This is a genomic window from Prochlorococcus sp. MIT 1341 (assembly GCF_034092415.1).
Taxonomy (GTDB): Bacteria; Cyanobacteriota; Cyanobacteriia; order PCC-6307; family Cyanobiaceae; genus AG-363-P08.
This window is the reverse complement of sequence record NZ_CP139304.1, coordinates 533,091-558,337: the sequence shown is the minus strand read 5'-3', so window position 1 is coordinate 558,337 and position 25,247 is coordinate 533,091. Positions and strand designations below refer to the sequence as shown.

The following is a 25,247-nucleotide window of genomic DNA, read 5'->3' as shown; positions in this document are numbered from 1 at the left end:
AGCAGATAAGCCAACCTCAACAAAATGACTAATCCCTTGATTAGAACAATCCAAAAGAAGTTTCATCAGACTTCTCCATCAATTCCTCAGATCAGCCTTATGGAACCGACAAGTTTTGATGAGATCCCACGAATTGGTGATGCAATCCTGGAAGGTAAAACTCTAATATTGAATCTCACATTGATGTCTCCGGATCTAGTCCAAAGAACCTTGGACTTTCTTTCAGGAGCAACATTTACTAATAAAATGGTTCCAAGAAAAATAAGTGAAAATATTTTACTTTACACAAATAACTCTGTTGTTATTAAAAAATCATATGCAAGTTGCCCAAAACCCGCATGGAAAAAAGATCCACAAAATAAATCTATGTTGGCAGCAGATCTATCGAGAACTTTTAAAAGTTAATCTTATTTATCAGTCTATTGATAATAAATTATTATGTCAAATAGAATTGATTGTACATGTATTCATTTCCATTGCCAGAAAATTATTCTTATTCCTTGCTTTATGTTGTCTTACCTTACAATGTGATTATGAAATTAGAATCTTTCCACACGCTTACTGGAAATAGATGCAATTTAGATGAGACAATATCACAACTAATGATTGATAAGATAGATGCAATGAACATCGCTATCTTTCCTGAAGAAGACTTTCGATATATCTCTTGCGAAAAACTAATTAGGATTGCTCTGCCGCTTGAATTAGAAAGGAAAATATCTAACTTGGCAGGTAAGCTTCGACTACCTTTCTCAGCTATTGTAAGGAAAATACTTATAGAAATCATATATAATGATTGTTCCTAAATTAGAAAGTTTTATCTCTGTATTGGATTCGATAGGGTTAAACCTATTTGGAGTAGAACTAGCTGATTTAGGTGGGCTCTATAGAATGATCATGGCGATAAACGTTAATTGGCCAATCTCTACACCGAATTATGCATAATTGATTCCTTTAACCAAGGTGTTGGTCTAAAGAATTTTGAAGGAGCTTCTCTAGCGCTCAAAACCAATACAGAGACTGAGTCAGAGGAGACAGACAGAAGACTTTGGCAACATTGTCAAGACAATGAGTATCTTTCAGATGCCCTGCTATGCCTGAGATGTCGAGTAAGTCATCCAATAGTAGGCAAGGTAAAACAAATCTTTAATCACAATCGTAATGAGTATGAACTAGATCTCTTGGAAATTTTGGCTTGTGTTCTTGATGATTGCGGAGAGAACTTTTTAAGAATCCCAAAAAACAATGATGAGAAAAGCCTGGATTCCATACGCAAACCATTTTGTTGGAACTCTCTTGCCTTATTTCCAGGAAAAAAGATCAGGCCCTTTGGAGCTGAGGTTATTTATAGCTTTGACCCGTCCTTATCAAATCTCTCAACATGGGCAAAAAACAAAGTTCAGTCCAATGCTGAACTGAAGTCTTGCTTACGTAATTCCGGCTTGCTTTTAATCAGCAAATGGGCCTTGATTGCAGATAGCAGTCCTACCAGGGTTTCTCAGGCTTGGATGAGATACGGTCGTGGTTCAATGCAACTAGAAGGAGTCGAGAAGCTTCATGCCTCATATTTAGTTGAATATAAGATTGCCAAACAGATTTATAAGAAACGCACGGGTAGAAATTCTGGCTGGGAACCAGATAAAAAGTTTCTTGTCTCGTTAACGCCTACTCAAACCGACCTCAAGAATCTAGTTTTAATCGACGATGCTATTCGTAAATATCTTTCAGGGGCCAATTACGGAGTTGAAGAATTCAAAGATGACATCCCTCAAGCCAGCTCTGATCAAAACTCAGAATTTAGTGAAGAGCTTATAAACCAAATTCTCCAGTCACTCACCAGGACAGCTTTTAAAACAGTCAGTCATGAAATCAATTCAGATCGGTCTAGATGGGAAAAAGACCCTAATCGGAAATTAGCCTGGCAGCTTTACTCCGAAGGCTTAGGACAAAGAGATATCGCTCTTCGTTGTGATCACAAGCAGGGTTGGGTGAGTAAGTTGCTCAAAGAAAAAATGCTTGCCGAAATCATTGCCCAAGAATCAGCTGAAGAACTAATAAGAAGAACTGATTTCATCTCTATCCGAGTCGATCCTGTAGGACTTGATCGCATGATTGAGCAATTGACTATTTATTTGACTACTTCTAAACAAGAAAGTGGTGTCTCTTTATTGCGGCAATCAGTCGCTACCGCCTTGAAACAATGATTGACAGCCCTTCCAATAATCAACCTATGGAAGCTGTTCCTATCCCAGAAGGTGCTGTGGCATTGCCTCTTGCAGAAGGGGCAACCCTAAAAGAACTCGCTATCGCTGCTCTCAAGAAGACGCTCGAAATTAGAAATTTAGATTTGCCTTTAAACACTGGCTTTAGCCCTAAGAATCTTAATCAGCTCTTAAAGCTGAATCATTTTGCTGTTCAAGTCGTAGCTACAGGCTTTACATCTGATCAAATCACTATCCCTCTCAAGCCATGGTTTAAAAAAGGATCGGCACCTCAGCTTCTACTTATTGCCCAAGTTGATGATGAAAATAATGTGGTGCACTTTCCTGGAGCTCTTACAGCAGAAGAGTTTGTGGCACTCGTCTCAAGTTCAATAACCGAGAAACAGAACATCACGATTCCGATCGAGAAGTTTTCAGGAGGTGTTGATCGACTGCTGAGATTTGTTCGATTCCTCGAGCTCAGTGCTATTTCGCAAAACGGTTTAGCAGTTAACCAAGAATCTTCGTTATTAGGGTCAGAAATCTCTAAAAAGATTAAAGCTACCCTTTCAATAGCTGCACTTTTGGGAGGAGCATTAATAGTTGGGCCGGAGATTTTCAGGCCAAGACTTTCACTAAATTTGGCCTCGTTACCTATTAACTCAATCAAAGTCTCCTCTTCAAGATCAGCCTTGTCCTCAACTCAACAAGCAATTTGTTTGTTATCACCTGCCATCTCAGACACCGAAAGCAAAGCGGAACCAACAGCAGAAATCTCTATTGATCAGCCATTGATTTTCTCCCTAACCCCTTTAAGTGAAATAAGTATTTTTAGAAATGGACAAATTGCTTGGAGTGAAATTGCCTCGCCAGGAAAAAGTATTCAGGCACCTATCTCATGGCCTATTGAACCAATTGAAAGTGGTCAAGAATATTCTTTAAGGCTCAGACCAAAAGGCACTTCTATTGGCGAGCAAGTAAATCTGAAGTTGAGGTTAACTACTAAACAGTCTCTACTAAAAATTACACCGATAATTTCATCTCTTGGAAAGAATGAGTCATTATGGGTAAAGACTATTAACCGAAAATTAAAGCAAGATAGCAATCTAGCTTTGGCTTTATTATTCTCAGAAGATGCTCCAAAAATAAAAACTCTTAATTTTGGCAAGCAAAAGCTTTCGAATATCAACACCTGTTCGGAATGATTAATTTCCCTAAATACAACGTTGATGAGACAGGAATGGCACTTCCTAAAGGAGGGATAAAGAAAGAAGCATTAGATGTCAGAGCATATACAGAGTCACAGCTTTACTCCCCTTACAATCCTTATTTAGATGACAAGCAAAAAAATATTTGTGAGATATGGTATACCCTTCCTACGGTTACCTTTATTCTTTCCTTCCTATTATTTTCTATATATCCAGTAGGTATTAAGCCGGTCTTCACTTCGATCTATATATCTTTATTGCTCGGATTTTTAATGACGATAGTTAATAAAGAGATGATTTCCAAATTGATACCTGTCCATTATTTCTTGTTCGCAAACCCATTCTTTATTTTAGGCCTTATAGGGTGGGCAATACTCTCAGGAAGTATTAGTTGGATAAGTGGCTTTGGATTGGGAATTATGTTTTTTACTGGGCTCTTTACTCCTGGTCATACGGTCTCTAACAACTGGGCCCGCAGCAAATATCCAAGACTTAATTCAAGATATGGAGCTGCTAAAGAACTTTTTAAGATTGAGTTTCCGTTTGAAAAATATCTTCCACAATCTAAGACACTATTAATTGAAGATTTAGCCTCAGCTAGAGGCTCTCAAGTATTAGCTTGGGTAAGTCTATTCCTCGTTGTATTTACAAGTGTTGTTTGGGGAGCGACTTGATAGAGCTTAATTTGATAAAATCTATTTTTAAACAATATTTATTTATTAATAGGCCTCCAATCACCACTAAGTTGAAATGCTGCCCAATAGTATGGTTTTTTCCAGTCAAATATTATTGGATTAGAACTTGTAATTCGCCCATCTCTAAAGTCTCTTTGTGTTAAAGCTAAGGCATCTGCCTTACTGGCTCCATTACTCAACCTCTTGTAAAAAGTTTGCATAAATACTGAAGTTGCCTCATCATCAACTTCCCATAATGACAATAGACTGGATCGAGCTCCTGCAACTGCGATAGATCGTTTTAGACCATATACTCCTTCTCCAAAACGGAAATCACCTCGACCAGATTCACATCCAGAGATCGTTACAAGCTCAATTCCATTCCAATCTAGGGTTGAGACTTCTAACGCATTTAGGAAGCCATCATGCCTACTCTTAACATCAAGTTGGTTTACACCAGCTAAAACAATCCCACTCCTTAGTAATGGATTGTTGTATTTACTAAATAGTGGTGAATCATAATAGGCATGACTAGCTATATGAAGAACTTTAGGTGGTTGCTTCAAATTTTGAATAACAGATTCTGTAGCGTCCTCGCTCACTAATAATTTGGCTTTTAGTAAATTAGCAACTATTTCTCCTTCTTTTTGCGTCTGCTCAAGTTGAGTAATTTTATATCTAACCTTTTTACCAAAATTGGGATTTGCAAGTACAAGTGATTGATTATTTGTTAATTCTGATATTTTATTGAGATTTAGCAATTCTCTTCCGGTAGATAAAGGATGAATTTTTAGATCATCACCTAAGAATCCTTCACCATTTACAGAACTCAAGAGAGCAAATGGAATTTTGTTCAGATCTGCATCTGCGGTAATAAATAACCTCTGACTGCCTGCTATTGCATCTTGAAGGGGTTTAATAACAAGATCAGTAACTTCATCCCAAAGAACATATTCGGAATCCTTTCCTTGTGTTGTAGCAAATAAAGCTTCATTGATTTTACTTTCTATAGCGGATGCTGGTCCTAGATCCACCAAATCAATATTACCGTCTGGTTTAAGTATTAAAGATAAATACCCCTCTTTTGATTCAAGTTCCTTAAATGGGTTTTTCCAGCGAATATCATATTTCTGAAATTCAATTAATACAGCATTTTTGGGTAAGACTTGTGCGATCTGTTTTACCTCCACTATTCTTGGCTCTAATTCTGGAAGTGAGGTATATAATATTTTCTCTAGAGCGATTCTTTTTATCTCTAACTCTCTACGTTCCTTCGCTAAAAGATTAGGAGATGTAATCTGATTAGTTATTAGTGAGATGTCTTTTTTTAATTGGATATCTTCGTCACTTAACTTCTCTAATTTAGACTGTCTATTCTCCAATTCTTGCAACAATCCATAATGATTTAAGCGTGAGAATAAAGCAATTTCATTATAAGACTTAGCATCTAATGCCCAACCAAATGGCATCATATATGGACCTGCGTAAGAAACTAGAAAACTTTGACGTTCTGAAGTGGAAAGATTTTGGGATTCGGATTGAATGAATTTAAATAAAATTTTAATTCCTTTATTTGCAAAATCAATTGCATCAACTTCTTTGTCTTGTAGTTTATATAATAAAGCCAAACTATTAATTGGTTTAATGTTATTTTTATTCTCTTTACCATGCAAGATATCATTTAGTTTTATCGAGCTCTGAAATGCTTTTTCAGCAGGCGAGTATAAACCATTGGCTAGAAAATTATATCCCAGATTATTTAATAAGCTGGGTTGAAGATAATCTTCTAAGGTAGAAAGATCATATTTTAGTAGTTGTTTGTAATAAGGAAGTGCTTTTGCAAATAGTTCAAGACTATCGTAGTGCCCAGCTAAAGTGGCAAGATTCAGTAATGTTGCAGGGTGATCATTTCCTAAGGTTTCTTGACTTGACTTCAAAAGTCTAAGCAAAATTTCTTCCGCTTCTTGATCTTTTCCTTGAAGAGTTAGAGCTGTAGATAAAGTCCTTAAAACTGTATTTCTTTCTTTATGCTCTGGATTTAGTTGTTCTAATAAATCCTTCAATGTCACCTCTGCAGTTTGAAATTTTCCTTGTTGGATATATATTTTAGAAAGCCCATATTCAATTTTATCAAGGATAGACTCCTCAACTTTATCTAAATCCTTTTTATCTAGTTTATTTAGCCCATTCAATGCAATAGCATAGAACTTCTCAGCCTGAGCTAAATCTCCCTTGATTTCAAGAAGTTCTGCTAAATCTTTAGTTACTTTATAAGTCAGTGGACCTTCCTTTCCCCAATATTTGTACATAATCTCCAGTGCAATTAGATTTGAAGCAATTGCTAAATCGTATTGATTAGCTGATTTATATAGTGCTGACAAGTCAATATAATTAGTTATTAGCTCGGGAGAATTCTTTCCATATAGATCTCTTTCAAGATCTAAAGCTTGTCTGTATGACTTTTCTGCAAGAACAAAATCCCCTAATGCTTTGTGATATTCTCCAATCTTTTCTAATGTAGCAGCTGCATAAATACTTTTTTGTTTAGACGTTGTATCTAGACTTTCAATTTTGGAAAGAATTTGATAAAAGATCTGAAGAGCCTCTTCATTGTTTTTTGCATTTTTTGCCTTTTCTAAAAGTGGTAAGAGTGCTTGATAAGACTTATCTGTAGATTGTAATGAGCTTTCTTCTGAAGAACTTAATCTGGCATAATTATCCAAAACTAATCTAAAAAAGCGTCCGGAAAATAAAGCCGCGGAAGTGACGATTAGAAATATAGTTGCTGTTATGAATTGCTTTCTCATCTATTTTTAGGCTATTGAAAAGCCTATGAAGTTGTCTTGTTCGAAAATACCGTTGTAAAGCAATAAATTCTTTTTCTTTTGTACTGGAATCACTTTACGAAAGATGGAACTACATCGGTTTAGATAAATATGTGCTGGCACAGCAATGTCTCCTAGTGAATTAATCGACTATCTCACCAAGTTAATTCAAAATTCAATACCTATCAGCACAATGATCTGGGGGGCTCCAGGAATTGGGAAGTCTTCAATTGTTGCTTCAGTTGCACGCCAAGCAAAGATGGGGTTCATCGACATTCGCTTAAGTCAGCTAGCTCCTACAGATCTAAGGGGTCTTCCAGTGCCAGAAGCCCCATCAACCGACAACGAGCTTGGTATATCCAAATGGTATCCGCCTGAGTTCTTACCAACAAAAGGGAAAGGTATTCTTTTTCTGGATGAGCTCAACATGGCTCCACCTGCCATGCAAGGTGTTGCTCAGCAATTAATTCTTGATCGACAAGTAGGTAGTTATAAGCTTCCTGATGGTTGGTTTATCTTTGCAGCAGGCAATCGAAAAGAAGACCATGCTTCTGTATTCGATATGCCTGCTCCCCTTGCTAATAGGTTTCTACATCTATGTGTTGAAGTTAATTTCGAGTGCTTTCGAAAATATGCCTTAGAACACAACTTCTCAGAAGAGGTCATCGCGTTTTTAGGGTATCGCCCAAAGTTATTGCATCAACTTCAATATGAAGAGTCAGCCTGGCCATCTCCAAGAACATGGGAAATGGCTAGCAGCTTGTTCAAGGCAAGTCTTCCTGTTAACCCTGCAATAGGAGATGCAGCAGCATCAGAATTTAAGACTTACCTAAAAATTTATAAGAAGCTTCCTGATCTCAATGCAATTTTAAATGGCAAAGGAGAAAAGATTGCCTTCCCTAAAGAGGTGTCTAGACGTTGGGCAACTGCTACTGGTCTAACTTCTCGCTCCAAAACACCTTTGCAGGTGAAAGAAGCTTTTCATTGGTTGATTCACAAAACCACGTCAGAGTGGATTCAACTTTATGCAACCGATGTTATTAATCAATTCAAGAAGCGTAAGAAGTTAGTAGATCTTGCCGGTGTTCTTGTGAATGACGAATCAATTGGAATGTACATCAAGCAATACGAAGAAATTCTATCCACATGATCATCAACAATAGTTCTAAGGCAAAGCAACTTGAAGATTTAATTGTTGCTTCAAGACTGAGATTGCGTAGATATTCGCCCTTCTTTGCGGCTCTTGCACTATATGCAAAAGCTATTTTCACAAGAAAAGTAAATGTTGCAGCAACCAATGGCAGGGTAATTTTTTTTCATCCTGAGAGGTATGGGAATCTGCCCAAAGAAGAAAGAGATGCTGTGTTCTTACATGAGCTATTACATGCAGCCTTGCTACATCCAATGAGGCGAGGAGTTAGAGATCAAAAGATTTTCAACATAGCTGCAGATATAGTTGTTAACGGAATGGTTGCTAAGGAATCGAATGTCGAGCTGCCTAAGGATGCAATATGTGATGAGCAGTTAGAGCATTTAAGTGTTGAAGAAATTTATACCATCCTCTTGAAAGATCCCAAATCTCTTGAAGACAAACAAAATCGATTACTTTCAGACTTGTTAGATCCTTCAAAGGATATAGAGACTTCTTATACCGAGGATGATTTAGAGGACCTAGAGGCGCAATCGGAGATCAAGGAATATTGGACTGGAGCAATCCAAGAATCATTAACTTTGATTGATGCCGACGAAAGGCACAGATTACCTACAAGTTTTACTAGACATTTAGATGAGGTATCAAAACCACAGATTGATTGGAAGACTCGGTTGTCTAGGCACTTAATTCGTACACCTACAGACTTCAGTGGATTTGATAGACGTTTTTTGTATAGAGGTCTCTACCTGGAACAGCTTGAAGGTGAGAAGGTAATGGTCTTTTGTTGTATTGATACAAGTGGGTCAATTGGTAAAGAGGAACTCAGTCAATTCCTTGGTGAGCTCAAAGGTATTCTTTCAGGCTATACACATCTTGAGTGTCACCTTTGGTATGCCGATCACGATTGTTATGGGCCCTATAAGTTGGAATCCATAGAAAAAGTTCCTAAGCCCAAAGGTGGCGGTGGAACAAATTTTATCCCTTTTTTTCAAGCAATAGAGAAAGACTTTCCAAATGAAAAACAAGCAGTTTGTGTCTATCTAACTGATGGGTGGGGATATTACCCAGAGAAAACTCCTGAGCTACCAGTTCTATGGATCATTAATGCTGGTGGCTTGGATAGTGAGGAAGTCCCATTTGGGGAAGTTTGCAGACTGCCTTTATAAGAAACTTTTGATTTGGAATCGTTTTTTGGAATCAGAACTAAAAAAAATTAATTGCAATAAAGAAAATCAATGGAAATACTTAAAGCAAACAAAGAAATCATTGGAGAAAAGGATGTAATAGAATTATCAACAATATTAGAATTAATAGAAGATATTAAATTCAGAAGGAATCTATACCCTTCCTTAAAAGAAGTTTCTGAGATATATACAAGTTTACTTTTGCTTAAATTAGAAGGTTCTGATGATATCAATATAGATTTTATAACGGAAGCATTTGGAGTTAAAAATTTTCAAAAACATTATAAAAAGATGTTGAATTTAAAAAAGTTTCTGCTGGATAATCATATTTATTTGGTTGAGAAAATAGCGCTTTATTATACTAAAGATAACAAGGAAAGTAGAATAAACTTAATGCAAGAAGGTATGATCGGACTCGAGCGTGCAATTTTAGGCTTTAAAAGCTATTTTAGGGACAGAAGTATTAATAAATTCGATAGATCAATGAAGTTGTCATGCTCAAATTTTAATACTGATAAGATCAATACTTTCTCTAAATATGCCTTCGGGACAATTGTAGGGTCTATTATTCAAGCAATAAGTTGGGAAGAGTACCTAAATATTGTCAAACCAATCTTTCGGTTCAAGATCGAAAAACTAATCAGTTGTTCAATATCATTTTCAGAGAAACATAGAAGAAGACCAAATCTAATTGAAATATATAAACTTATGGGTGGTTGTTTTGCCTCATTCGATATATTTGAAGACTTTATATTACATCCAAATCTATGGGAACTACCTTTTAAATATGAATATATACCAATAGAAGATGCCAGCGAAATAGTTGCTTTATATAAGACAATATTTAATGATTCCCTAGACTATGCAACGATAAGATTTACACAGAGACGTCATAGTTATTTCTATAGAAGGAGAGAAAACGATTATTTTTTGGATACCAAATATCATTCTAATGCTTGGCTTGGTGGAGATATCAGCAAAGTTCATTATTTTATTGATTATCATAATAATGGAACTTGCTCAATTATTTCTTAAAGATTGACAGAGATCAAGCTATAAAGTTTGGAATCGGACTAACAATTCAAGAACTATAAGGAAATGTACATACGCCTCTTATGCAGACTTAAAGCCATGTTATTGAAAGATTTAAATGCAGCAACGATTCATTGTATTTTTGAGTCGTCCCCACAAATTCAATCTGAGATTGTCGATGATGACATGTGCTTAGTAATGAAGGATGCCATTTCGAGCGTTTGGGTAGATCTAAAGAAATCTGTTTTGAAATTTTCTTCTTATATTCCAGCAAGAAATTTTACTAAGCAAGAGATTGATGAATTAGTTTCTTTTTTAAATAGAAATCTTCCACAATTAAAAGTTAACTACGATGAATATACTAATCCCGATGGCTCTAATGATCTAACTCTTTCTGCAGAAAAGTTCATCCAACCCTCTGAAGAATTTAGCTTTAGCTATATACACTTTCTCCATCATTGCTTCGAGGAACTTGTAACAGAAGCTGCTTTAAACTATAGAGAAAAAAGCATCTCAAGAAAATATAAATTCAAACAGTTAGAACTAAACCTATCTCCTATTTAATGAATTATTATGATGAACTAACTGAACTTAAAGTTTCTGAGAATCAAACCCAAGCAACATTGTATGAGTTAGAATTAGAATTAAAAGAGCTCCAATCGCATTGGGAGGGGCTGTGGCGATGGGATTTAGATGTGGAGAGAGCAGATAGGATATCTGAGCTCTTGGATCAAATCTCTGTTCTTAATGGCATATTGGAAACAATCCAAGTGCAAAGAAGACAGATTGAGGTCCTATTACACCTTTGTGGTGATGACTGACTAAAAGCACAAGATTAAAGTCGAGCTTTTGGAATCAGGTTTTCAAACTCAGAACTAATAACAAATAGCTCATAGGAATCTAATGCAACAATCATGCTTGGTTGGACAAGAGTTGATTAACAAGTTTATTGAGTTTGGGAAAACATCTAAAGCTAATATTGTTAGGTCTTGTGGTTATATTAAATACGATAGATATGGGAATGCCGTCCCTGACTTTACTACATTTTATAATAATCTTTTAACAGCTAATGGTTTGCTTATATCTAATCAAAATGAATCAAATACCGATGGTACTGAATACGTAATAGCACAGCCATTATTAGAACAAAGCCTTAATGAATTAGAAAATCTAATAGGTTTATCTTCTATAAAAAAAGAAGTACACGAAATCATTTCTTTAACTAAGATCATACAAGAACGGAGATTTCATGGACTCTCCAATGATAGTAACTCTAGGCATATGGTTTTTCAGGGTCCTCCTGGAACAGGAAAGACAACTGTTGCAAGAATTATAGGTAAACTATATAAATCACTAAGCGTTTTATCCAAAGGGCATTTTGTAGAAGTAGATCGAAACAAACTGATTGGCCGATATATAGGTCAAACTACACACAAAACCTATAAGCTTCTTGAGAGAGCATCCGGTGGTGTCCTTTTCATCGATGAAGCGTATAGCCTTTCAAAAAGCTGGGGAGATAACCAGTCAGACCCTTATGGTGAAGAAGCTATTGAAATATTGCTTAAGTTCATGGAAGATTTTCGAGATGATCTTATAGTAATAGTTGCTGGGTATCCAAATTTAATGGAGAGCTTTCTAAAAAGTAATCCAGGCTTAAAGAGTCGATTTAGTACTTATATATCCTTCCCTAACTATACAGAAGATGAACTTTTAAAAATCCTGATTAAAAAAGCATTCCAAAGTGGTTATATACTTAGTAAAGATTCTAAACCTATAATAGATCAAATTATAAAGATACATATGGCAAACAAAAAAGAGAATAATGGTAATGCAAGATCTATGCGTAACCTTTTAGACCTTGCCATCAAAAAACAAGCATTTAGGTTAATGCAAAAAGTTTCAAGAAGTAAAGAAGAACTTATGAGATTAACCTCTCAAGATTTCCATCTTTCGGAAATAGAGCTAACTAATCTTTAGTATATCTATGATTGCAATATTTTGAATTAACCAAAAATTAGTTTATATTCTCAATAAATAACAACTATTAATGTAGTAATAGATTTTATGGAATCAGTTAAGACACTCTAGAACTACATACAGACAACAACATAAAGCTAAAGTGTCTAATTCTAAATTTAATGAATATGCTGAAGGAATCTTTAATGATGTTTCAAAGAAAATAATGCTTTATCGTTTTAATCAACTAAAGTCAGGTGAAGATATATCTAAAGACTCTGAAGGGAAATTCCCTAGATTAACTGGTCAAATAGTTATTGATATTCTAAAAGGATACAACCAATTAATGTTTGTAGATGATCATCGGGATCTACAGGTCCTCGGTAATAGTAAAGACTCTGATAACAATGAGATTCATTGTTATATGTTTACACGTAATTGTAGTAATCATTATTTACTCTCATTAAAAGAAAAGTATAATGGTAATGTCAATGACCTTAATCTTTGCTCTCATTATGCAATGCTTCTTTATTTTGAAAGAAGCTTGACGAACCAATTTAATATTGATTTAGAAGCCATAATAAAAGGCAAGAGCCAGCTATTGTATGACCACCTTATCTTTTTATTGAATCAAATTAATCCTATAGGTGAAGAACATCCATTTGGTTTAAATGAATGCTGGGTGAAATATTGGGAGCAATCGATAGAAGGTATGTTTTCTGCAAGGACAAAGAAAAATAAACAGTTTAATTACGAATCATACATAACGAAACAACCCAGTTTTGTTAAATCTCACTCAGAACTATTGAATCAAGAGGTGATCTCTAATGATTTAATAGATAAAATTAATAATTGGTCAGATGCCTATGAAGAGGCTTATAGAGACACAAAGATAGATATGAGCTGTTTACCTGAGACAATTATCCAATATGATTGGGATACGAGATTTCTTTGGCTGTCAACTCATTTAATGCTCTTTATACATTGGGGTGGAATGATAGACAAATTAAAAACAACTCCCCTAGCTTTTGTCTATGGACAATTAGTTTCGAATACACTTTGTATACTAGATGATATTGGGGTTGATCAATATCAAGCAATCAGAATTATTCCAAACTTTTTTATAAGGCTATATGACTATCTAGTAATGCATTTTGGAGCCAGACTCGGCTATACCGATGATGATCTAGATCATCAAGCATTTCAAGCTTGGTATGCCATAACGGCCTCTGACCTTTTAGAGACCAATCATCTATAAAAAGCATCCCAAACTCTCAAATAACGATTTCTTCTTCCTCAAACCAAACTTGTCTTGATGCCTTTGACTGAATCAAAGCTCAATTGAAGCAAAGATCATTCATCGTCTTCCTTACTCTCTTTAAACCAGCCCTGCTCTGTTCTTCTCTCATTAGGGAAGTGATCAACGCACCAACAAAAACGCTCCATTAATTCCATGATTAACAGCAGCGGGGAAGGGGCATTCCCTCCAGTAACTTGGCTTAATGGGTCAAGTGTATCCATTTGAGGAGAGCTGTCTCTTCAATGTTAATGAGTCCTAAACATCAATAACGCTGCCGCCCTCAAGTGCATTCAAAGACTCTCTAATAGCCCGTAGTTGTTCTGCATTCTCCCTGTCAGTGACACTCTTATCGATGATGGCAAACACTGCCTGACAAGCACTGACAGCGGCATAGTTTTTGGTATTGGGATCTAAGGCAATTTGGAGTAGACGCTCTGCCACTGCGGGGGCATTGGCAATCAAAACTGAATGACTTTGATCGAGGTGATCTTTAGTTTGCTCTTCGAGGAATTGCAGACTGTCTGGATGTGCTCTCACATATCGCCTCAATGTTCTGTAGTCCATATCCACTGCGGCCGCTGCATCCTTCCAAGACGCACCACCACTCCTGAGAGTTAATGCCCTTTGAACATCAGGAGGCAATGGGATTTCTTCTATGGGTGGACGACCTCGACTCTCACGTTTTCCGTGGTTTGTAATTGTCATCAATTCATCAATCTAGGAATACTTTTATGAGCTCAATATGGCCGCTAATCATAAGCTGAGGCTTGAAATCTTGCGGGGTGTAGCACATTAGAAATCATTGACGAAAATATTGAGAGCTAGATACAGGTTCCCTGGACGCTGATCCCAATCCCAAGAATCTCTTACCCTTCCCCCTTCTTACCAAGACAGCTAAAACAGCTGCTATAGCTTTCGCTTAATCAAATAAACCGCTATCCCAATTAAAACCAACGTATCTACAACACTAATTCTTATGAGCAGGGATGGACTCATTTGGGTTCGTCCTGCTTTTTCATGCCTCGCCACACCAGCGGGTTATTCCCTTTCGTCATTACTGTTATAGCTTTGCCTAAAAACCAACTTCCCACCAGGAAGCCCACAGCGGCTACGGCATACAACACATTTGCTTGTGTAGTAGTGGCTAGAAAAGTTGGAAAGTTCATATCCCTATTAAAGAGGGCCGCCAAACTATTTTGCTACTTCTCTTTCTTGGAAGAATCTTCCTTGCTCGAATCATTTTCTATTAGCGGTACAAGTGCATCAAGAACACTGCGGGCCACCTTCATGCGTGCCCTGTTTAACCCGTCCCACAAGAGCTTGAAGGGGTTCATTTATTTTGCCCTTGACGTTAATTACTAAATCCCATTCTGTGAGGTCATCTGGATTCGGTTGGGCCTCTGCTGCATTGTCTTTAACAAACCTGAGGATGGGGGGATGTTGAGCAACTGAAAGCTTTGCAACTTTGGCTCGTAGACGTTCCAATCGAAGTGTGTAATTCATCTAAGTAAATTTGTTTCCTGAGAGATTAAACAGTCTTCAAAATGGCGATAAATGACATTAATGAATTAACTCAGTTTTACGAATCCATTAGCTGACGTTCCAGCGACTTACGCGCGTGGAGAGGTTGTAGATAGGTGTACCACCCTAGGAAAAGATAGTGGTGGAGCGGAAATAAGGGGGGTACAACCCCCTGGTACAGAGCCAAGTTGTACCCCCTCTGGCATAAACGAACCTGTACCCCCCCCACCTGTACCACCCCAAAACCCAGTGGTGGAGAGGAAAGTCCCCTAGATGGTACATCTGGTAAATATCCCCGCGCGCGCGTAGGGACAGCGTTGCAATCAAGAATGGCGAATGAGAGGGCAGTTAATTCATGAGAGTTGGAGCTGCCCAATTGGCAAAGACCTTTTCTACTTCTTCGAGATTCCAAAGATATTTGCAAGTCTTCGTTATCCCTGATTTGTAGTAGTGAACACCTTGTTCAAAATATCCTTCCTTTCTTTTCTGAAGCAGGGTGAGTGGATGTATTCCCAATGCGAAAGCACATTGAGACGTGCCGATCCATTGGACCGAATTAAGAGTTTGCACGAATTATGCGAGGGGTATTCCTTTTGCTCTTGCTACGGCTTGAACAGATTCCGGCCAATTGCCTAATTCCCAGACAATTCCATCACGCCCTTCAGTAAGACGGTCAAGATCCTTGTCGATTTGAGATGCAGACTGCTGAGAGACAAGTGGGACGGCAACTGATATGCCATTCACTTGTGATCTATTGGCGAACTTGTTCTGTTTTCGTGGCATAGAGCCCAAGGCAACAACAGAACCCGCTCATCAATCCACCAAAAACAAAAGATTTCGAGGCCTTTTGCTGGCAGTCCGACTCCCAAATGGGAGGTTGGTTTAGCAGGACTAACCTGGGCACCCAACTGGATTAAAAGAACTATAGAGATTTTTTTAGTTTTTTAATCGGGCAATAACACCATCTGCAGTGTCTAATCTTCTTCTTCCTCAAAACCTCGTGACAGACTCAATAGAACTCAGAACTAATCGTTCAGGAGGGCCCAATGAGGGCCCAATCCCAATTCGAGATCTCCAAAAAACCAGTCGGGGCGACAGGATTCGAACCTGCGACCTAGTGCTCCCAAAACATCCGGAAAGGTATTAGTACAACTCGGGGGTTGAGTCATACCAATATTTTGAGGATCTACAAGGTGGCATGTGCACACATCAGGAGATATTTTGGATACCTTTTGGGCACTCTGAATAGTTCAATAGATAGAAATTTGCAAAGCAATAGTTAGTTGTCGAATGATTTACCAAGTTCTCATTTAAAGAATTTAGTTTTTGGTTTCTTCTAATTGTTCGATTAGTCGATCCGTTAAACGCTGAATCCAGGTAATACGACGAGATCCCGATGGAGGAATAGACGCACTGTCACTGATATGAAGCTCAACTCCTGGAGCAAGAGTAAATCGGCTCCATCGAGATGATGCCAAACGAGTGCGACTATTCTTCGCAGAACTATTTGAGTCAGGCAAAGCCGTTGATTTAAGGGGGGCTCCAAGCAATTGGAGCAAAGGGTTGGATTTGCCTGAATCTTGTTCTCTACTCTCTGAAATGAGAGAAGCTTTAAATTTCTCTTCTGCTGATTTGTCGAAACTGAGAATCTGTAACTGCATTTCTTCGTTAGGGAGAGCGGCAAGGGGGGCAATAGCAGAAAGACTCAACCCGCGTCTTGCAAGAAAGCGAATTAGGACCAATTGCAAAAGTTGACGTCTCTCATAAATTGCACTACGACCATCTTTCCCAGGCCGATCAATCAATCCCTGAGTCGCATATAAGCGAACGGTTCTTTGGCTGATTTCTTCTCCAAGTTCTTCACTTGCAACTTTAAGAAGCTCCTCAAGGCTGAAGGTTTGAGAATCGCTAGCCAAGATCGAATAGGCAATAACAATCAGACAAGAAACTTACACAGTTGCAGTGCAAGTGTCAATATAGTGCTATTGTTTTTAGTGGGGCTGCAGTCCTTATGCCTTCTCAAAGTCTGTAGTCATTTTTAAATTGGCCATGAAACACTTCCCTTCTAGCTCTGAATTTCCGATCAAAATAGTTGAACTTCCACGTTCTGAACTTGAAACTTCTTACTTAAGTCTTCGTGATTGGTATAAACGTCTGAAGATCAGCAGGGGACTGCATGTCTCTCACTCCAAAACAAAATCTCTAGTTCTTAAGCAAAACCAAACTATTCAAGCTACTAAGTCAGATTTAGAGGCACGTATAAGAGCCATTGCCATTAAAGAAGCTTCAGTAAGCAAGGAGATATACGAGATCCTCGACTTAGTTACAGATGCATTTGAACAATTTGAAGATGCCGGCAATAAGCTTGTCCTTGGATATGAGGAATATGAGACAGGTAGACGAAGCTTCCAAGGAGGTCGATCTCTAAAAAGCTTGCTTGATTCTGTCCGTGACTTCTTCAAAAGTTGGAAAATTATCAAGGACCTCATCAAATCAATTGCACTAAAACAAGTGTCGGTAACAAAGAAATTGGAAGAGAAAAATGGGAGAACTCGCTAACATCCTTCGTGCCAATCTGCGCGAACTTGCTCATTCCCATTCAAGGACTCTTCGAGGGATTGATGCGGAATTGAAGGCTGCTCGTGAATCAGAAGTTCTTCCTAGTGACCAAAATCAAAGTGATTTTTTAAAAGCTCTTCTTGGTCCAGGTACCTTTATGCAGCAAAGCAAAGAGACCCTTAAAGCCTTAGGGAAAAACCATGGGGTCAAAAGGTATGGGAACAAGCCTTTTTCAAAATTGAATAAATCAGATCTTTCAGCAGCCCTTGAAGAAAAAGGAGTGGAGGCACCTCCAAGGCCTATTGAAGATCTGAATAAAAAAGAATTAGTTGTTTTCTCTAAAAATTTGATGGATCTTCTTCTCAAGGCCGAGATCAAGTCAGTCCAAAAAGAATTGGCAGCTTGATTTGGACTGATAAATCTTGGATACACCTTGAAAATTCCCTGAGGCCAATTAGGCATTTGGGACACCTTTTTTAGGCACCTTGGAAATCTCTATTCCTTGAAAAGGCCGCAAATGCTTTGGCAAGGTTTTCCCGTAGTTGACTTGTCTGCGTTTTGTCTGCGCCAAAAAGCGCATTCCTTGAAAAGCTAGTCGGGGCGACAGGATTCGAACCTGCGACCTAGTGCTCCCAAAGCACCCGCGCTACCAAGCTGCGCCACGCCCCGTATTCAATCATTGTAGGGCCTGACATGGCTTGATTTTCATGCAGTGGAGGTAGGGAGAGTCGTTAATCTTTAAAAATAATTCCCAGTTAAAAAAGGGGAGGGGGCTTTTGATCTGTTTGGCTGAGAGGAGTTTGTCTCTGTTAGGGGATCCAAGAAGGTTGGAATAAAAGGATTGCGGAAACTTTTCATGCTTTCTTTAGTTTTTTGGTTGATTGAGTTATCAGAAATGTTGCTCAGCGCCAAACCCTTAAAAACTTAAAGAAACTGATGGTCCAGGCATCCCATCTTGTCTTTCCTGAACTGTCTTGTTGATGACGAAGATTATTGTCGCCTAAATTCACTAGCGCCTCTTTGTTTTTCCACCAAACCCAATCGCGTATTGGTGGACTTTGTCTCAATTCCTCTCTAGTAAGGTCTAGTTCCAACTGAGATGAGACTTCGAGAAGAATATCAAGCATTGCTTCTGCATCCTTACATTCAGACAAAGTTTTATTGGTCTTCTCGGCTCCATCCAATGACTCAACAAGTAATTTGATCCTCGCTTGCACAGGTAGGTTTTTTGTGTTCATTCTGCCGATCTAATTAACTACAGGATACTGATTAGCTTTGTTAAGGCCACCAAGCTTTGCTTCGTAACCTAGGCTTTTGGATTTCGACTTGTGGGATAGATGTGTTTTCTTTATTCATTCATATGAAGAAGGACGGTAGTTGCTCGATCCAGATTGATTAGGCTCCGTTGTTAGCGCTATTGATCTTCCTGTTAAAATCAGCATAGAAATATCTCTATAGCAAATAAGATTTCTCCTTCTAACGCTTTTATCTATTTAGAAGGGGGGTTAGTTGGCAATTAATAGTCAGTGAGAGGCTTTGCACCTCTCATGCCGCTTGAACGGATCTGACTGAAGGCTTTACTTTGCGGTAGCAGTAGCAGTAGCGGTAGGAGCTCTTCTGGCTCTTCTGGCTTTTCGAGGAGCGGTTGCTTTAACAGGAGCATTCTTTACGACAGCTTTTTTAACTGTAGGTTTTGTGCCAACGGTTTTCTTTGTCACTTTCTTTACTGTTGCCTTCTTAGCTGCAGGCTTTTTAGTAGTTATCTTTGGAGACTTGGCTCTTTTCTGAGGTGCTGGCTTTGCGCTCTTGCGTGTGCGATGAGAGAGTATCAAGGCCCATTCTTCAGCGGTTATGTTTGCAGGCTTGTTTCCATGCACTTCAGATTGTTTGGCGGCTTTTTCAATATCCTTGATGAGATTCTTCCATGAAGCCGCATAACGCTTGTCAGATTGCGATTTTGCACCACTTTCCACAAGTGTTTCAACGACACCTTGAGCCGTTACTTTCTTTCGCCTTCTATTGAAGATTTCCTTTTGAAGTTGAGCGATCATGGCATCTGCCTTGGCGCTCACTTTGATTGTTAATTGAGCCATTAGTTGGTTAACTCCTATCTGTATAACATCTAGCAAGAAAATGGGACTTCAGTCAATTATTAGCTACTGAATAGAGCTGTAACTACTCAATTGTCGATCCTTTAAATAGCTTCAGGAAAGTTGAGGTTAACGCCGTATTGGCCTGCAATACCTATCAAGTCGGCCATTTCAAGACCTAAGAAATAGCCTTTGATGGATTGAGAATTGTTTAAGCTGTCAATGTTACGACAGTCTTGATACATTGCTCTTGTGATGCGTATTGCGAGCTCTTCTTTAGTCATTACGTTACCTCTGGATACCAACCGAACTCCATTGCAAAGCGTTTACTCCATAAAGGACACCTTTTCTTGAGATGTTCTCCATGAGGAATCAGATGCTCACTTATTTGAAATGTAAGAAGAGGTCTGCAATTTCTGTCGGATGAAAAAACAAAATGCTGGCAGGTCATAGAAATACAAGCTGAATGTGATCCTTGGGGAGCACTTTCTTCGACGTATTCCCCATTTTTATTTTCTGGATAGCTTTTCGTGAGGATTTTTTTTTGTGTGTCATGCGGAGACATTGACCTATTCCAATGGGTTGAGGAACAGGAAAACTCCAGTCTTCAGAGCGAAAAACAGCGTATGGAGATGCAGGTGAAGTCATGCAGTAGTAGCAGTACACCTGTACTAGCAAGCTGGGAAGGTTTTGTCAATAAAAGATCAGTTGGGATCAGCTAGTAATTCTTTTAAGGTTGAATGCTGGGTTGTCTCGATGAATGCTTAGCGGTCTATGCAGGTAAAAAGTTGAAGAAAGCTTTAGGAATGTCTATGAAGGGCGAGTTATTCGTTAAGGGGTGATTTTAGTAATGCATTGATTTAGGGGGTGGCATTTCAAAGTTTTGATTAACTTGCGAATTTTTTATAACAGTACAAGCCGATAAATATGGCTCATAACAGTCTTGTTCTGATTATTAGAAGTTCAGATCTGCTGATTGCAGCTATTTAGAACCAAAAAATTTGCCCGTCAGCTTGTATAGGAAAACGGAAGAGGTATAAGCCTTGTAACCTCGATCAGCGAGAGATGAATGGGATTAACGAATGTTGCTTTTCTTGCGTTTCGTTTCGTTGTGCTCGTTGAAGAATCTGCTAAGTCGATAAGTACTTTGCTTAAGAACTCGAATTCGACTTCAGGAACTTTATTAAACCTAGTTTTATATAAATTAAATTTCTAAGCGAAGCTTTTCTTCTAGAAGTGTTGCAATTAATGGCGTATGAGGATGGTTTAGTCCCGATTCTTGAATAATATTGGCTGAGGATAATTATGTGTCACTGACCAGAGAGAGACGTGCTGATTGAAATTTTTAGCCACAGTTCTCCATTTCTTGCCTTACTTCTTTTTGTTTTGGTATTACGCTTTGGGTTGCAGGCTGTAAAGCAAAACCAATCAAACAAAAACTTATAATAGGTCTACCCATTATACCTTTAGGATTTATTTTTTGTTTAATTTAAATAGACTAAGTGTTCGGAATATGAGTTCCTAATCAAATTCCTTTATGTCGATTTTATATATAAGTCCTTTCTCGCAGCTTTGCAAAGACTTTTTTACTTCTTTAATTGTCTCTTGATTCAGTAAATAGGTTTTAGTGAGCTCCTTAGGAATTATTACTTCCCCCTTTTTGTTTAGCCTTATTCTGCCACCAAACCATGCATAATGATTTGGTATAAAGGCTCTGCAACGGGGTTCTTGTGTTTTAGAATCGATTTTTCGCTCTATCTCCCAACGCCCCACTTTGTCTAACGTTGTAAATTTATCAATACCTGCCTTAGTTGAAGCTCCGAGCAGATAAAAAATTAAAATTAAAGTTCTTAAAAGATATTCCATTAATTTTTATGCTATTCGAGGTTCTAAGCAAATCATTAAGAATAATTCCTATTAAGATTAGGTTGTTTAATGATGGTTAATCTATCATCTTAGCATTTTTAAGAAAACATTGCTTGGACTGATTTTGGCTAAATCAACAAAGGATAACCCATTAAAAGACTCGACAAAGAATCCATTGAAATTGTTTTATGAACACTTTTGGGTCCCAATTTTTGGAAGGATTCTTAGTATTTTTTCCGGGTTAATAGAGGGAAATCCTCCTGTTGAGAAGCAATCTTATAACTTGAAAGAAGAGGACTGAAAACCTTTAATCAGAAACATTTGCCTAAGAGTCTTTTCTATTTGTGGTTAGTTAGAAGTTGGTTTTATTCTTTCCCGAGAGTTTTGATAAAGCCTCTTTCCTCTCCATCACTTTTATTTCTATGGATTGATGGATCTAATCTGTGTGATGCCTCTTTTGTCTAAATTTTTACCATAGAAATTATCTTTTTTTATTTTACACGTAAAGGATTAGATTTTAGAGGGGTGAAAATGTTGTTTGAAATCTATTATTAGGAACTGATGATAAGGCTTTGAGAAAAGGCTTTGAGAAAAGGCCCCTTTGTATATGGTGTTAAATAATTTCGAAGATATATCTAAAGTCTTGTGGGCTTCTTAGTATAATAAGGATTATATTGTCACTTTGAACTCTTTTTTCCTGACACAATTATGGCTAGAGATGCATTCAAGTCCTTTGACAGTTATCTTGTTGATTGTATTTTTAATATCCTTGATTGGTTTGTTTTATGTGATAACCAGTGAATAGGTGGCACTTCATAGCGCTTAATGCGTTGATTTGAGAGCTTTGTACTCTTTCCTTATGGTTTTGAGGAGCTCTCTTCGCTTCTTGATAGAGGCGAGCTTGCGTGCTTCTTCAGTTGTCTGCCTTTCTTCCGGACTCATTTCCATCCATGTCTTAATGCTTTGAGTTCTTTTCCTCTTATAATTATATTTCTTCAATAATTTTTGTCTAATTGTCAGAAATAGGCTAATTGCTCCTATAGAAATTACTAGTAATAGGAGTGATGTCGACATTCTCCTCCTGAGTTCATTGTCTTAGTTATTAACTATAGCTCATAGCAGGCTGACGGCTTTGCATTTATTAAAGTCAAAAGTTTTCTTATTCGTATGCGACTAGATTGACTTTCGTGAAACCTTTAAAATTTATGATCTTGCTTATTGTTGCAATTATAGTTGCTTTATTTTATATTTTGATCAGGAGAAAAGGTCTCAGTATTTTTCAACCCAGACGAGAGAATAATGAATTCAATAATAATAAAAATATTGTCAGAGAGAGGTTCCTGATGGGCATTTCTGATTTTCTTATGGCGGATCCTGAGCGTGATATTAAGACAACTATTTGGGACTCTGAGGAGGAACTCCGTGAGAAGGCGGATGTCCATCGTTCTAGGTTGAAAAAATACGGATGTTCTAAGATGAATGGGAAGATGCTTTATCTGGGACCCAAGGGTGGTGTCTTTAGATATACATCTAAAGGTAAAAGAAGATATGTTTAACAATATTCATTATGCCTTAATATTATTTCTTTTTGTTTGTACTTATTACAATGACCAAGGAAGATGTAAGCCAAGCTTGCTAAACAAATATGCTCCAAATGCAACCTTCAAACCTGTAGCGAGTAGTCCCCAACTTATTATTTGTTTTCTTGATAACCCAAAAGGCATTTTTTTAAATGGTCTGTAAAGAGCAGGAATTTGAGATATCAAATTAATCATAGCCTTATCTCAATACCTCAAGTCGAAAGACGTGAAACATATCTTGTAACCCAAAGAATTTATGGGTCGCCTGAGATTCGAACTCAGGACCAGCCGGTTAAAAGCCGGATGCTCTACCGCTGAGCTAGCGACCCATTCCTTTAGTGCTTTACTAGCACAAATGGAAGTTATCACGCGGGGCATCACGACAAGGCACTTCATTCGTTTTTCCAAGTAAATCAGAGTTTTGGCAAATTTCTAAAATGTTCCAATTGCTTAGTTTTTGATCAACTGTTGCGTAATTCGAGACAGTTCTGCCCCCTTGTCCGTAATATCCCCGAATAAATTCAAATTTCTTGTCATGCTGCTTCGGCTAATACTCGTTTCATTCCCGATTCTTGCTGCTCTTGGTTGGGTACTTTTCAACATCTCCGAACCTGCAAAAGACCAGTGGAGGAGTATGGACTAAGCATGCTAAACAGGCAATTTGCCCTCTAAGAACGGCTTGTATAGCTAACTAATTTGTTCTTTTTTGAACATTGAGCAATTACTCTTCTGTAAGAGTTATCGGTGCTGGCTTGGCTGGTACCGAGGCTGCTTGGCAAGTGGCTCAGGCAGGTGTTCCCGTGACTTTGGTTGAGATGAGACCTCTAAGGAGGTCTCCAGCTCACCATACGAATGAATTTGCTGAGTTGGTATGTAGTAATAGCTTTGGAGCTAAAAGTAGTGATCGTGCAGCAGGTTTGCTTCATCAAGAGCTGCGATTATTGAATTCATTGGTTATTGGGAAGGCAGATATAAATTCAGTGCCTGCAGGCGGAGCATTGGCAGTTGATCGATCAAAATTTAGTTTTTCTCTTACTGACGTACTTGCCTCTCATCCTTTGGTGACAATTGAGAGGGCTGAACAAGTAAGCCTTCCAAACCCTCAAGAGATCACAGTATTAGCAACTGGTCCATTGACTAGTGAAACTCTTGCGGAGGAGTTGAGAAAATTTACTGGAATTTCTCATTGTCATTTTTATGACGCTGCCAGCCCAATAGTTTTAGGCGAATCAATAGATCTTTCCGTAGCCTTTCGTGCTAGCAGATATGACAAGGGAGATGCAGATTATATAAATTGTCCAATGAACAAAGAACAATACCTGGAGTTCCGTGAGGAGCTAGTCAATGGGGAACAGGCAGAAGTAAAGGACTTTGATCAAGCAAATGCTTGTTTCTTTGAAGGATGCCTTCCTATTGAGCAACTTGCTCGTCGAGGCGAAGATACAATGCGTTTTGGACCTTTAAAGCCCATTGGGATTTGGGACCCTCGCTGGGGAGATTTTAATGATCGTGATCTTCGGCGAGCTAAGCGGGCTTATTCAATTATTCAACTGCGTCAAGAAGATCTTGAAGGACAGCTTTGGAACATGGTTGGATTTCAAACTAATCTCAAATGGGGAGAGCAGAAGAGGATTTTTCGCAAGATACCTGGTTTGCAAAATGCTGAATTCGTTCGTCTTGGTGTTATGCATAGGAATACTTTTTTGAATTCTCCAAAGTTGATAGAACCAACTTTGCAATTCAGTGAACAACCTAATTTTTTGGTTGCTGGTCAATTAATTGGTACTGAAGGGTATGCAGCTGCAGTCGCTGGCGGATGGCTTGCAGGTACTAATGCAGCACGCTTGGCGAAGGGCATTGAGTCAATTTCTCTTCCTTCTACAACAATGATTGGAGCTTTAATTGCTTTTGTGACAAGTCCAGAAAGAGCTAAACGCTCCAAAGGCGAATTTCAGCCTATGCCTGCAAACTTTGGTCTTTTACCGAAACTGTCAAAGCGGATAAGAGATAAACGGGAACGGTATGGCGCGTATCGTGATAGAGCATTAGCAGAATTAAAAGGTGCGATTAGCTGTGAATTTCTTTAAAGACCTCTTCC

General features: G+C 38.1%; 31 protein-coding genes and 2 tRNA genes. 17 read left to right on the top strand and 16 right to left on the bottom strand.

The genetic code is table 11. The annotated features are described in order from the left end of the window. Positions 1-24 precede the first annotated feature (24 nt). From SOI84_RS02800 to SOI84_RS02780, 5 genes are all read left to right on the top strand, one after another. Positions 25-405 carry a cell division protein SepF gene (locus SOI84_RS02800; RefSeq protein WP_320674898.1) on the top strand — a complete coding sequence of 127 codons (381 nt, stop codon included), beginning with the start codon at positions 25-27 and terminating at the stop codon, positions 403-405. Between the two features lie 128 nt (positions 406-533). Then, on the top strand, positions 534-806 hold the full coding sequence (locus SOI84_RS02795; RefSeq protein ID WP_320674897.1) for a hypothetical protein: 273 nt from the start codon (positions 534-536) through the stop codon (positions 804-806). Positions 807-914: 108 nt separating this feature from the next. Beyond that, on the top strand, positions 915-2,204 hold the full coding sequence (locus SOI84_RS02790; protein WP_320674896.1) for a hypothetical protein: 1,290 nt from the start codon (positions 915-917) through the stop codon (positions 2,202-2,204). Beyond that, positions 2,201-3,406, top strand: a complete 1,206-nt coding sequence (locus tag SOI84_RS02785) for a hypothetical protein (protein WP_320674895.1) — start codon at positions 2,201-2,203, stop codon at positions 3,404-3,406. The genes SOI84_RS02790 and SOI84_RS02785 overlap by 4 nt, the downstream gene beginning before the upstream one ends. Then, on the top strand, positions 3,403-4,083 hold the full coding sequence (locus tag SOI84_RS02780; protein WP_320674894.1) for a hypothetical protein: 681 nt from the start codon (positions 3,403-3,405) through the stop codon (positions 4,081-4,083). Before SOI84_RS02785 ends, SOI84_RS02780 begins: the two co-directional genes overlap by 4 nt. Before the next feature lie 38 nt (positions 4,084-4,121). Here the strand turns inward: SOI84_RS02780 and SOI84_RS02775 are convergent, their stop codons facing one another. After that, on the bottom strand, positions 4,122-6,890 hold the full coding sequence (locus tag SOI84_RS02775; protein WP_320674893.1) for a CHAT domain-containing tetratricopeptide repeat protein: 2,769 nt from the start codon (positions 6,888-6,890) through the stop codon (positions 4,122-4,124). Between the two features lie 145 nt (positions 6,891-7,035). Here SOI84_RS02775 and SOI84_RS02770 point away from each other — a divergent pair, with 145 nt between their 5' ends. The 7 genes from SOI84_RS02770 (at position 7,036) to SOI84_RS02740 (ending at position 13,491) form a co-directional block, all read left to right on the top strand. Then, positions 7,036-8,058 (top strand): MoxR family ATPase, encoded by a 1,023-nt coding sequence (locus SOI84_RS02770; RefSeq protein WP_320674892.1) that lies wholly within the window; start codon positions 7,036-7,038, stop codon positions 8,056-8,058. Further along, positions 8,055-9,227 carry a DUF2201 family putative metallopeptidase gene (locus SOI84_RS02765; RefSeq protein ID WP_320674891.1) on the top strand — a complete coding sequence of 391 codons (1,173 nt, stop codon included), beginning with the start codon at positions 8,055-8,057 and terminating at the stop codon, positions 9,225-9,227. Before SOI84_RS02770 ends, SOI84_RS02765 begins: the two co-directional genes overlap by 4 nt. A gap of 69 nt (positions 9,228-9,296) precedes the next feature. After that, positions 9,297-10,280, top strand: coding sequence for a hypothetical protein (locus SOI84_RS02760; RefSeq protein ID WP_320674890.1), 984 nt, complete (start codon positions 9,297-9,299; stop codon positions 10,278-10,280). Between the two features lie 96 nt (positions 10,281-10,376). Continuing rightward, complete coding sequence (locus tag SOI84_RS02755) at positions 10,377-10,841, top strand: hypothetical protein (protein ID WP_320674888.1); 465 nt, start codon at positions 10,377-10,379, stop codon at positions 10,839-10,841. Beyond that, positions 10,841-11,098, top strand: a complete 258-nt coding sequence (locus tag SOI84_RS02750; RefSeq protein ID WP_320674887.1) for a hypothetical protein — start codon at positions 10,841-10,843, stop codon at positions 11,096-11,098. The genes SOI84_RS02755 and SOI84_RS02750 overlap by 1 nt, the downstream gene beginning before the upstream one ends. Before the next feature lie 82 nt (positions 11,099-11,180). Next, positions 11,181-12,254, top strand: a complete 1,074-nt coding sequence (locus tag SOI84_RS02745) for an AAA family ATPase (protein ID WP_320674886.1) — start codon at positions 11,181-11,183, stop codon at positions 12,252-12,254. Positions 12,255-12,396: 142 nt separating this feature from the next. Then, positions 12,397-13,491: a hypothetical protein gene (locus SOI84_RS02740; protein WP_320674885.1), complete on the top strand. Its 1,095-nt coding sequence runs from the start codon at positions 12,397-12,399 to the stop codon at positions 13,489-13,491. Between the two features lie 95 nt (positions 13,492-13,586). On the opposite strand, the gene SOI84_RS02735 is transcribed toward SOI84_RS02740, so the two are convergent. The 6 genes from SOI84_RS02735 to SOI84_RS02710 all read right to left on the bottom strand — a co-directional run bounded on the left by SOI84_RS02735 (position 13,587) and on the right by SOI84_RS02710 (position 16,970). After that, on the bottom strand, positions 13,587-13,754 hold the full coding sequence (locus SOI84_RS02735) for a hypothetical protein (protein ID WP_320674884.1): 168 nt from the start codon (positions 13,752-13,754) through the stop codon (positions 13,587-13,589). A 34-nt stretch (positions 13,755-13,788) separates the two neighbouring features. Beyond that, on the bottom strand, positions 13,789-14,238 hold the full coding sequence (locus tag SOI84_RS02730; RefSeq protein WP_320674883.1) for a hypothetical protein: 450 nt from the start codon (positions 14,236-14,238) through the stop codon (positions 13,789-13,791). 558 nt (positions 14,239-14,796) lie between these two features. Then, the gene (locus SOI84_RS02725; protein WP_320674882.1) at positions 14,797-15,036 is read right to left on the bottom strand and encodes a hypothetical protein; all 240 of its coding nucleotides are present in this window, start codon (positions 15,034-15,036) and stop codon (positions 14,797-14,799) included. Between the two features lie 76 nt (positions 15,037-15,112). Further along, positions 15,113-15,478: a hypothetical protein gene (locus SOI84_RS02720; protein ID WP_320674881.1), complete on the bottom strand. Its 366-nt coding sequence runs from the start codon at positions 15,476-15,478 to the stop codon at positions 15,113-15,115. Positions 15,479-15,627: 149 nt separating this feature from the next. Then, complete coding sequence (locus SOI84_RS02715; RefSeq protein WP_320674880.1) at positions 15,628-15,837, bottom strand: hypothetical protein; 210 nt, start codon at positions 15,835-15,837, stop codon at positions 15,628-15,630. 536 nt (positions 15,838-16,373) lie between these two features. Next, the gene (locus SOI84_RS02710; protein ID WP_320674879.1) at positions 16,374-16,970 is read right to left on the bottom strand and encodes a MerR family transcriptional regulator; all 597 of its coding nucleotides are present in this window, start codon (positions 16,968-16,970) and stop codon (positions 16,374-16,376) included. Positions 16,971-17,103: 133 nt separating this feature from the next. Here SOI84_RS02710 and SOI84_RS02705 point away from each other — a divergent pair, with 133 nt between their 5' ends. Together SOI84_RS02705 and SOI84_RS02700 are read left to right on the top strand one after the other, a co-directional pair. Then, positions 17,104-17,613, top strand: a complete 510-nt coding sequence (locus tag SOI84_RS02705) for a hypothetical protein (protein WP_320674878.1) — start codon at positions 17,104-17,106, stop codon at positions 17,611-17,613. Continuing rightward, positions 17,597-18,019, top strand: coding sequence for a hypothetical protein (locus SOI84_RS02700; RefSeq protein ID WP_320674877.1), 423 nt, complete (start codon positions 17,597-17,599; stop codon positions 18,017-18,019). The genes SOI84_RS02705 and SOI84_RS02700 overlap by 17 nt, the downstream gene beginning before the upstream one ends. Before the next feature lie 189 nt (positions 18,020-18,208). Here SOI84_RS02700 and SOI84_RS02695 read toward each other — a convergent pair. The 7 genes from SOI84_RS02695 to SOI84_RS02665 all read right to left on the bottom strand — a co-directional run bounded on the left by SOI84_RS02695 (position 18,209) and on the right by SOI84_RS02665 (position 22,643). After that, positions 18,209-18,282, bottom strand: a tRNA-Pro gene (locus tag SOI84_RS02695). 233 nt (positions 18,283-18,515) lie between these two features. Beyond that, positions 18,516-18,851, bottom strand: coding sequence for a hypothetical protein (locus tag SOI84_RS02690; RefSeq protein ID WP_320674876.1), 336 nt, complete (start codon positions 18,849-18,851; stop codon positions 18,516-18,518). 339 nt (positions 18,852-19,190) lie between these two features. Beyond that, positions 19,191-19,706 (bottom strand): hypothetical protein, encoded by a 516-nt coding sequence (locus tag SOI84_RS02685; protein ID WP_320674875.1) that lies wholly within the window; start codon positions 19,704-19,706, stop codon positions 19,191-19,193. A 101-nt stretch (positions 19,707-19,807) separates the two neighbouring features. Further along, entirely contained in the window at positions 19,808-19,987 is a 180-nt protein-coding gene (locus SOI84_RS02680; RefSeq protein ID WP_320674874.1) for a hypothetical protein, read from the bottom strand. Beyond that, positions 19,987-20,268: a galactose oxidase gene (locus SOI84_RS02675; protein WP_320674873.1), complete on the bottom strand. Its 282-nt coding sequence runs from the start codon at positions 20,266-20,268 to the stop codon at positions 19,987-19,989. The genes SOI84_RS02680 and SOI84_RS02675 overlap by 1 nt, the downstream gene beginning before the upstream one ends. Positions 20,269-21,224: 956 nt before the next feature. Then, entirely contained in the window at positions 21,225-21,569 is a 345-nt protein-coding gene (locus tag SOI84_RS02670) for a hypothetical protein (protein WP_320674872.1), read from the bottom strand. Between the two features lie 822 nt (positions 21,570-22,391). After that, positions 22,392-22,643: a hypothetical protein gene (locus tag SOI84_RS02665; RefSeq protein ID WP_320674871.1), complete on the bottom strand. Its 252-nt coding sequence runs from the start codon at positions 22,641-22,643 to the stop codon at positions 22,392-22,394. 269 nt (positions 22,644-22,912) lie between these two features. Here SOI84_RS02665 and SOI84_RS02660 point away from each other — a divergent pair, with 269 nt between their 5' ends. Continuing rightward, positions 22,913-23,125 (top strand): hypothetical protein, encoded by a 213-nt coding sequence (locus SOI84_RS02660; RefSeq protein WP_320674870.1) that lies wholly within the window; start codon positions 22,913-22,915, stop codon positions 23,123-23,125. Positions 23,126-23,170: 45 nt separating this feature from the next. Here SOI84_RS02660 and SOI84_RS02655 read toward each other — a convergent pair whose 3' ends face one another. After that, a complete protein-coding gene (locus tag SOI84_RS02655) occupies positions 23,171-23,344 on the bottom strand; it encodes a hypothetical protein (protein WP_320674869.1) in 174 nt (57 codons plus the stop codon). A gap of 62 nt (positions 23,345-23,406) precedes the next feature. Next, positions 23,407-23,478 (bottom strand) — tRNA-Lys (locus tag SOI84_RS02650). 206 nt (positions 23,479-23,684) lie between these two features. Between SOI84_RS02650 and SOI84_RS02645 the strand changes: the two genes are divergently transcribed. Both SOI84_RS02645 and trmFO read left to right on the top strand, forming a co-directional pair. Beyond that, positions 23,685-23,792, top strand: coding sequence for a photosystem II protein Y (locus SOI84_RS02645; RefSeq protein WP_320674868.1), 108 nt, complete (start codon positions 23,685-23,687; stop codon positions 23,790-23,792). Between the two features lie 70 nt (positions 23,793-23,862). Beyond that, the gene (trmFO, locus tag SOI84_RS02640; RefSeq protein WP_320674867.1) at positions 23,863-25,236 is read left to right on the top strand and encodes an FADH(2)-oxidizing methylenetetrahydrofolate--tRNA-(uracil(54)-C(5))-methyltransferase TrmFO; all 1,374 of its coding nucleotides are present in this window, start codon (positions 23,863-23,865) and stop codon (positions 25,234-25,236) included. Positions 25,237-25,247: the final 11 nt, after the last annotated feature.

What these genes read in the sequence shown, in the direction of transcription:
- SOI84_RS02800 (WP_320674898.1), top strand. Translation starts at nt 25, where the DNA reads ATGACTAATCCCTTGATTAGAACAATCCAAAAGAAGTTTCATCAGACT.
- SOI84_RS02795 (WP_320674897.1), top strand. Translation starts at nt 534, where the DNA reads ATGAAATTAGAATCTTTCCACACGCTTACTGGAAATAGATGCAATTTA.
- SOI84_RS02785 (WP_320674895.1), top strand. Translation starts at nt 2,201, where the DNA reads ATGATTGACAGCCCTTCCAATAATCAACCTATGGAAGCTGTTCCTATC.
- SOI84_RS02780 (WP_320674894.1), top strand. Translation starts at nt 3,403, where the DNA reads ATGATTAATTTCCCTAAATACAACGTTGATGAGACAGGAATGGCACTT.
- SOI84_RS02775 (WP_320674893.1), bottom strand. Translation starts at nt 6,890, where the DNA reads ATGAGAAAGCAATTCATAACAGCAACTATATTTCTAATCGTCACTTCC.
- SOI84_RS02770 (WP_320674892.1), top strand. Translation starts at nt 7,036, where the DNA reads ATGTCTCCTAGTGAATTAATCGACTATCTCACCAAGTTAATTCAAAAT.
- SOI84_RS02765 (WP_320674891.1), top strand. Translation starts at nt 8,055, where the DNA reads ATGATCATCAACAATAGTTCTAAGGCAAAGCAACTTGAAGATTTAATT.
- SOI84_RS02760 (WP_320674890.1), top strand. Translation starts at nt 9,297, where the DNA reads ATGGAAATACTTAAAGCAAACAAAGAAATCATTGGAGAAAAGGATGTA.
- SOI84_RS02755 (WP_320674888.1), top strand. Translation starts at nt 10,377, where the DNA reads ATGTTATTGAAAGATTTAAATGCAGCAACGATTCATTGTATTTTTGAG.
- SOI84_RS02750 (WP_320674887.1), top strand. Translation starts at nt 10,841, where the DNA reads ATGAATTATTATGATGAACTAACTGAACTTAAAGTTTCTGAGAATCAA.
- SOI84_RS02745 (WP_320674886.1), top strand. Translation starts at nt 11,181, where the DNA reads ATGCAACAATCATGCTTGGTTGGACAAGAGTTGATTAACAAGTTTATT.
- SOI84_RS02735 (WP_320674884.1), bottom strand. Translation starts at nt 13,754, where the DNA reads ATGGATACACTTGACCCATTAAGCCAAGTTACTGGAGGGAATGCCCCT.
- SOI84_RS02730 (WP_320674883.1), bottom strand. Translation starts at nt 14,238, where the DNA reads ATGACAATTACAAACCACGGAAAACGTGAGAGTCGAGGTCGTCCACCC.
- SOI84_RS02725 (WP_320674882.1), bottom strand. Translation starts at nt 15,036, where the DNA reads ATGAATTACACACTTCGATTGGAACGTCTACGAGCCAAAGTTGCAAAG.
- SOI84_RS02715 (WP_320674880.1), bottom strand. Translation starts at nt 15,837, where the DNA reads ATGCCACGAAAACAGAACAAGTTCGCCAATAGATCACAAGTGAATGGC.
- SOI84_RS02705 (WP_320674878.1), top strand. Translation starts at nt 17,104, where the DNA reads ATGAAACACTTCCCTTCTAGCTCTGAATTTCCGATCAAAATAGTTGAA.
- SOI84_RS02700 (WP_320674877.1), top strand. Translation starts at nt 17,597, where the DNA reads ATGGGAGAACTCGCTAACATCCTTCGTGCCAATCTGCGCGAACTTGCT.
- SOI84_RS02690 (WP_320674876.1), bottom strand. Translation starts at nt 18,851, where the DNA reads ATGAACACAAAAAACCTACCTGTGCAAGCGAGGATCAAATTACTTGTT.
- SOI84_RS02685 (WP_320674875.1), bottom strand. Translation starts at nt 19,706, where the DNA reads ATGGCTCAATTAACAATCAAAGTGAGCGCCAAGGCAGATGCCATGATC.
- SOI84_RS02680 (WP_320674874.1), bottom strand. Translation starts at nt 19,987, where the DNA reads ATGACTAAAGAAGAGCTCGCAATACGCATCACAAGAGCAATGTATCAA.
- SOI84_RS02675 (WP_320674873.1), bottom strand. Translation starts at nt 20,268, where the DNA reads ATGTCTCCGCATGACACACAAAAAAAAATCCTCACGAAAAGCTATCCA.
- SOI84_RS02670 (WP_320674872.1), bottom strand. Translation starts at nt 21,569, where the DNA reads ATGGAATATCTTTTAAGAACTTTAATTTTAATTTTTTATCTGCTCGGA.
- SOI84_RS02665 (WP_320674871.1), bottom strand. Translation starts at nt 22,643, where the DNA reads ATGTCGACATCACTCCTATTACTAGTAATTTCTATAGGAGCAATTAGC.
- SOI84_RS02660 (WP_320674870.1), top strand. Translation starts at nt 22,913, where the DNA reads ATGGGCATTTCTGATTTTCTTATGGCGGATCCTGAGCGTGATATTAAG.
- SOI84_RS02655 (WP_320674869.1), bottom strand. Translation starts at nt 23,344, where the DNA reads ATGATTAATTTGATATCTCAAATTCCTGCTCTTTACAGACCATTTAAA.
- SOI84_RS02645 (WP_320674868.1), top strand. Translation starts at nt 23,685, where the DNA reads ATGCTGCTTCGGCTAATACTCGTTTCATTCCCGATTCTTGCTGCTCTT.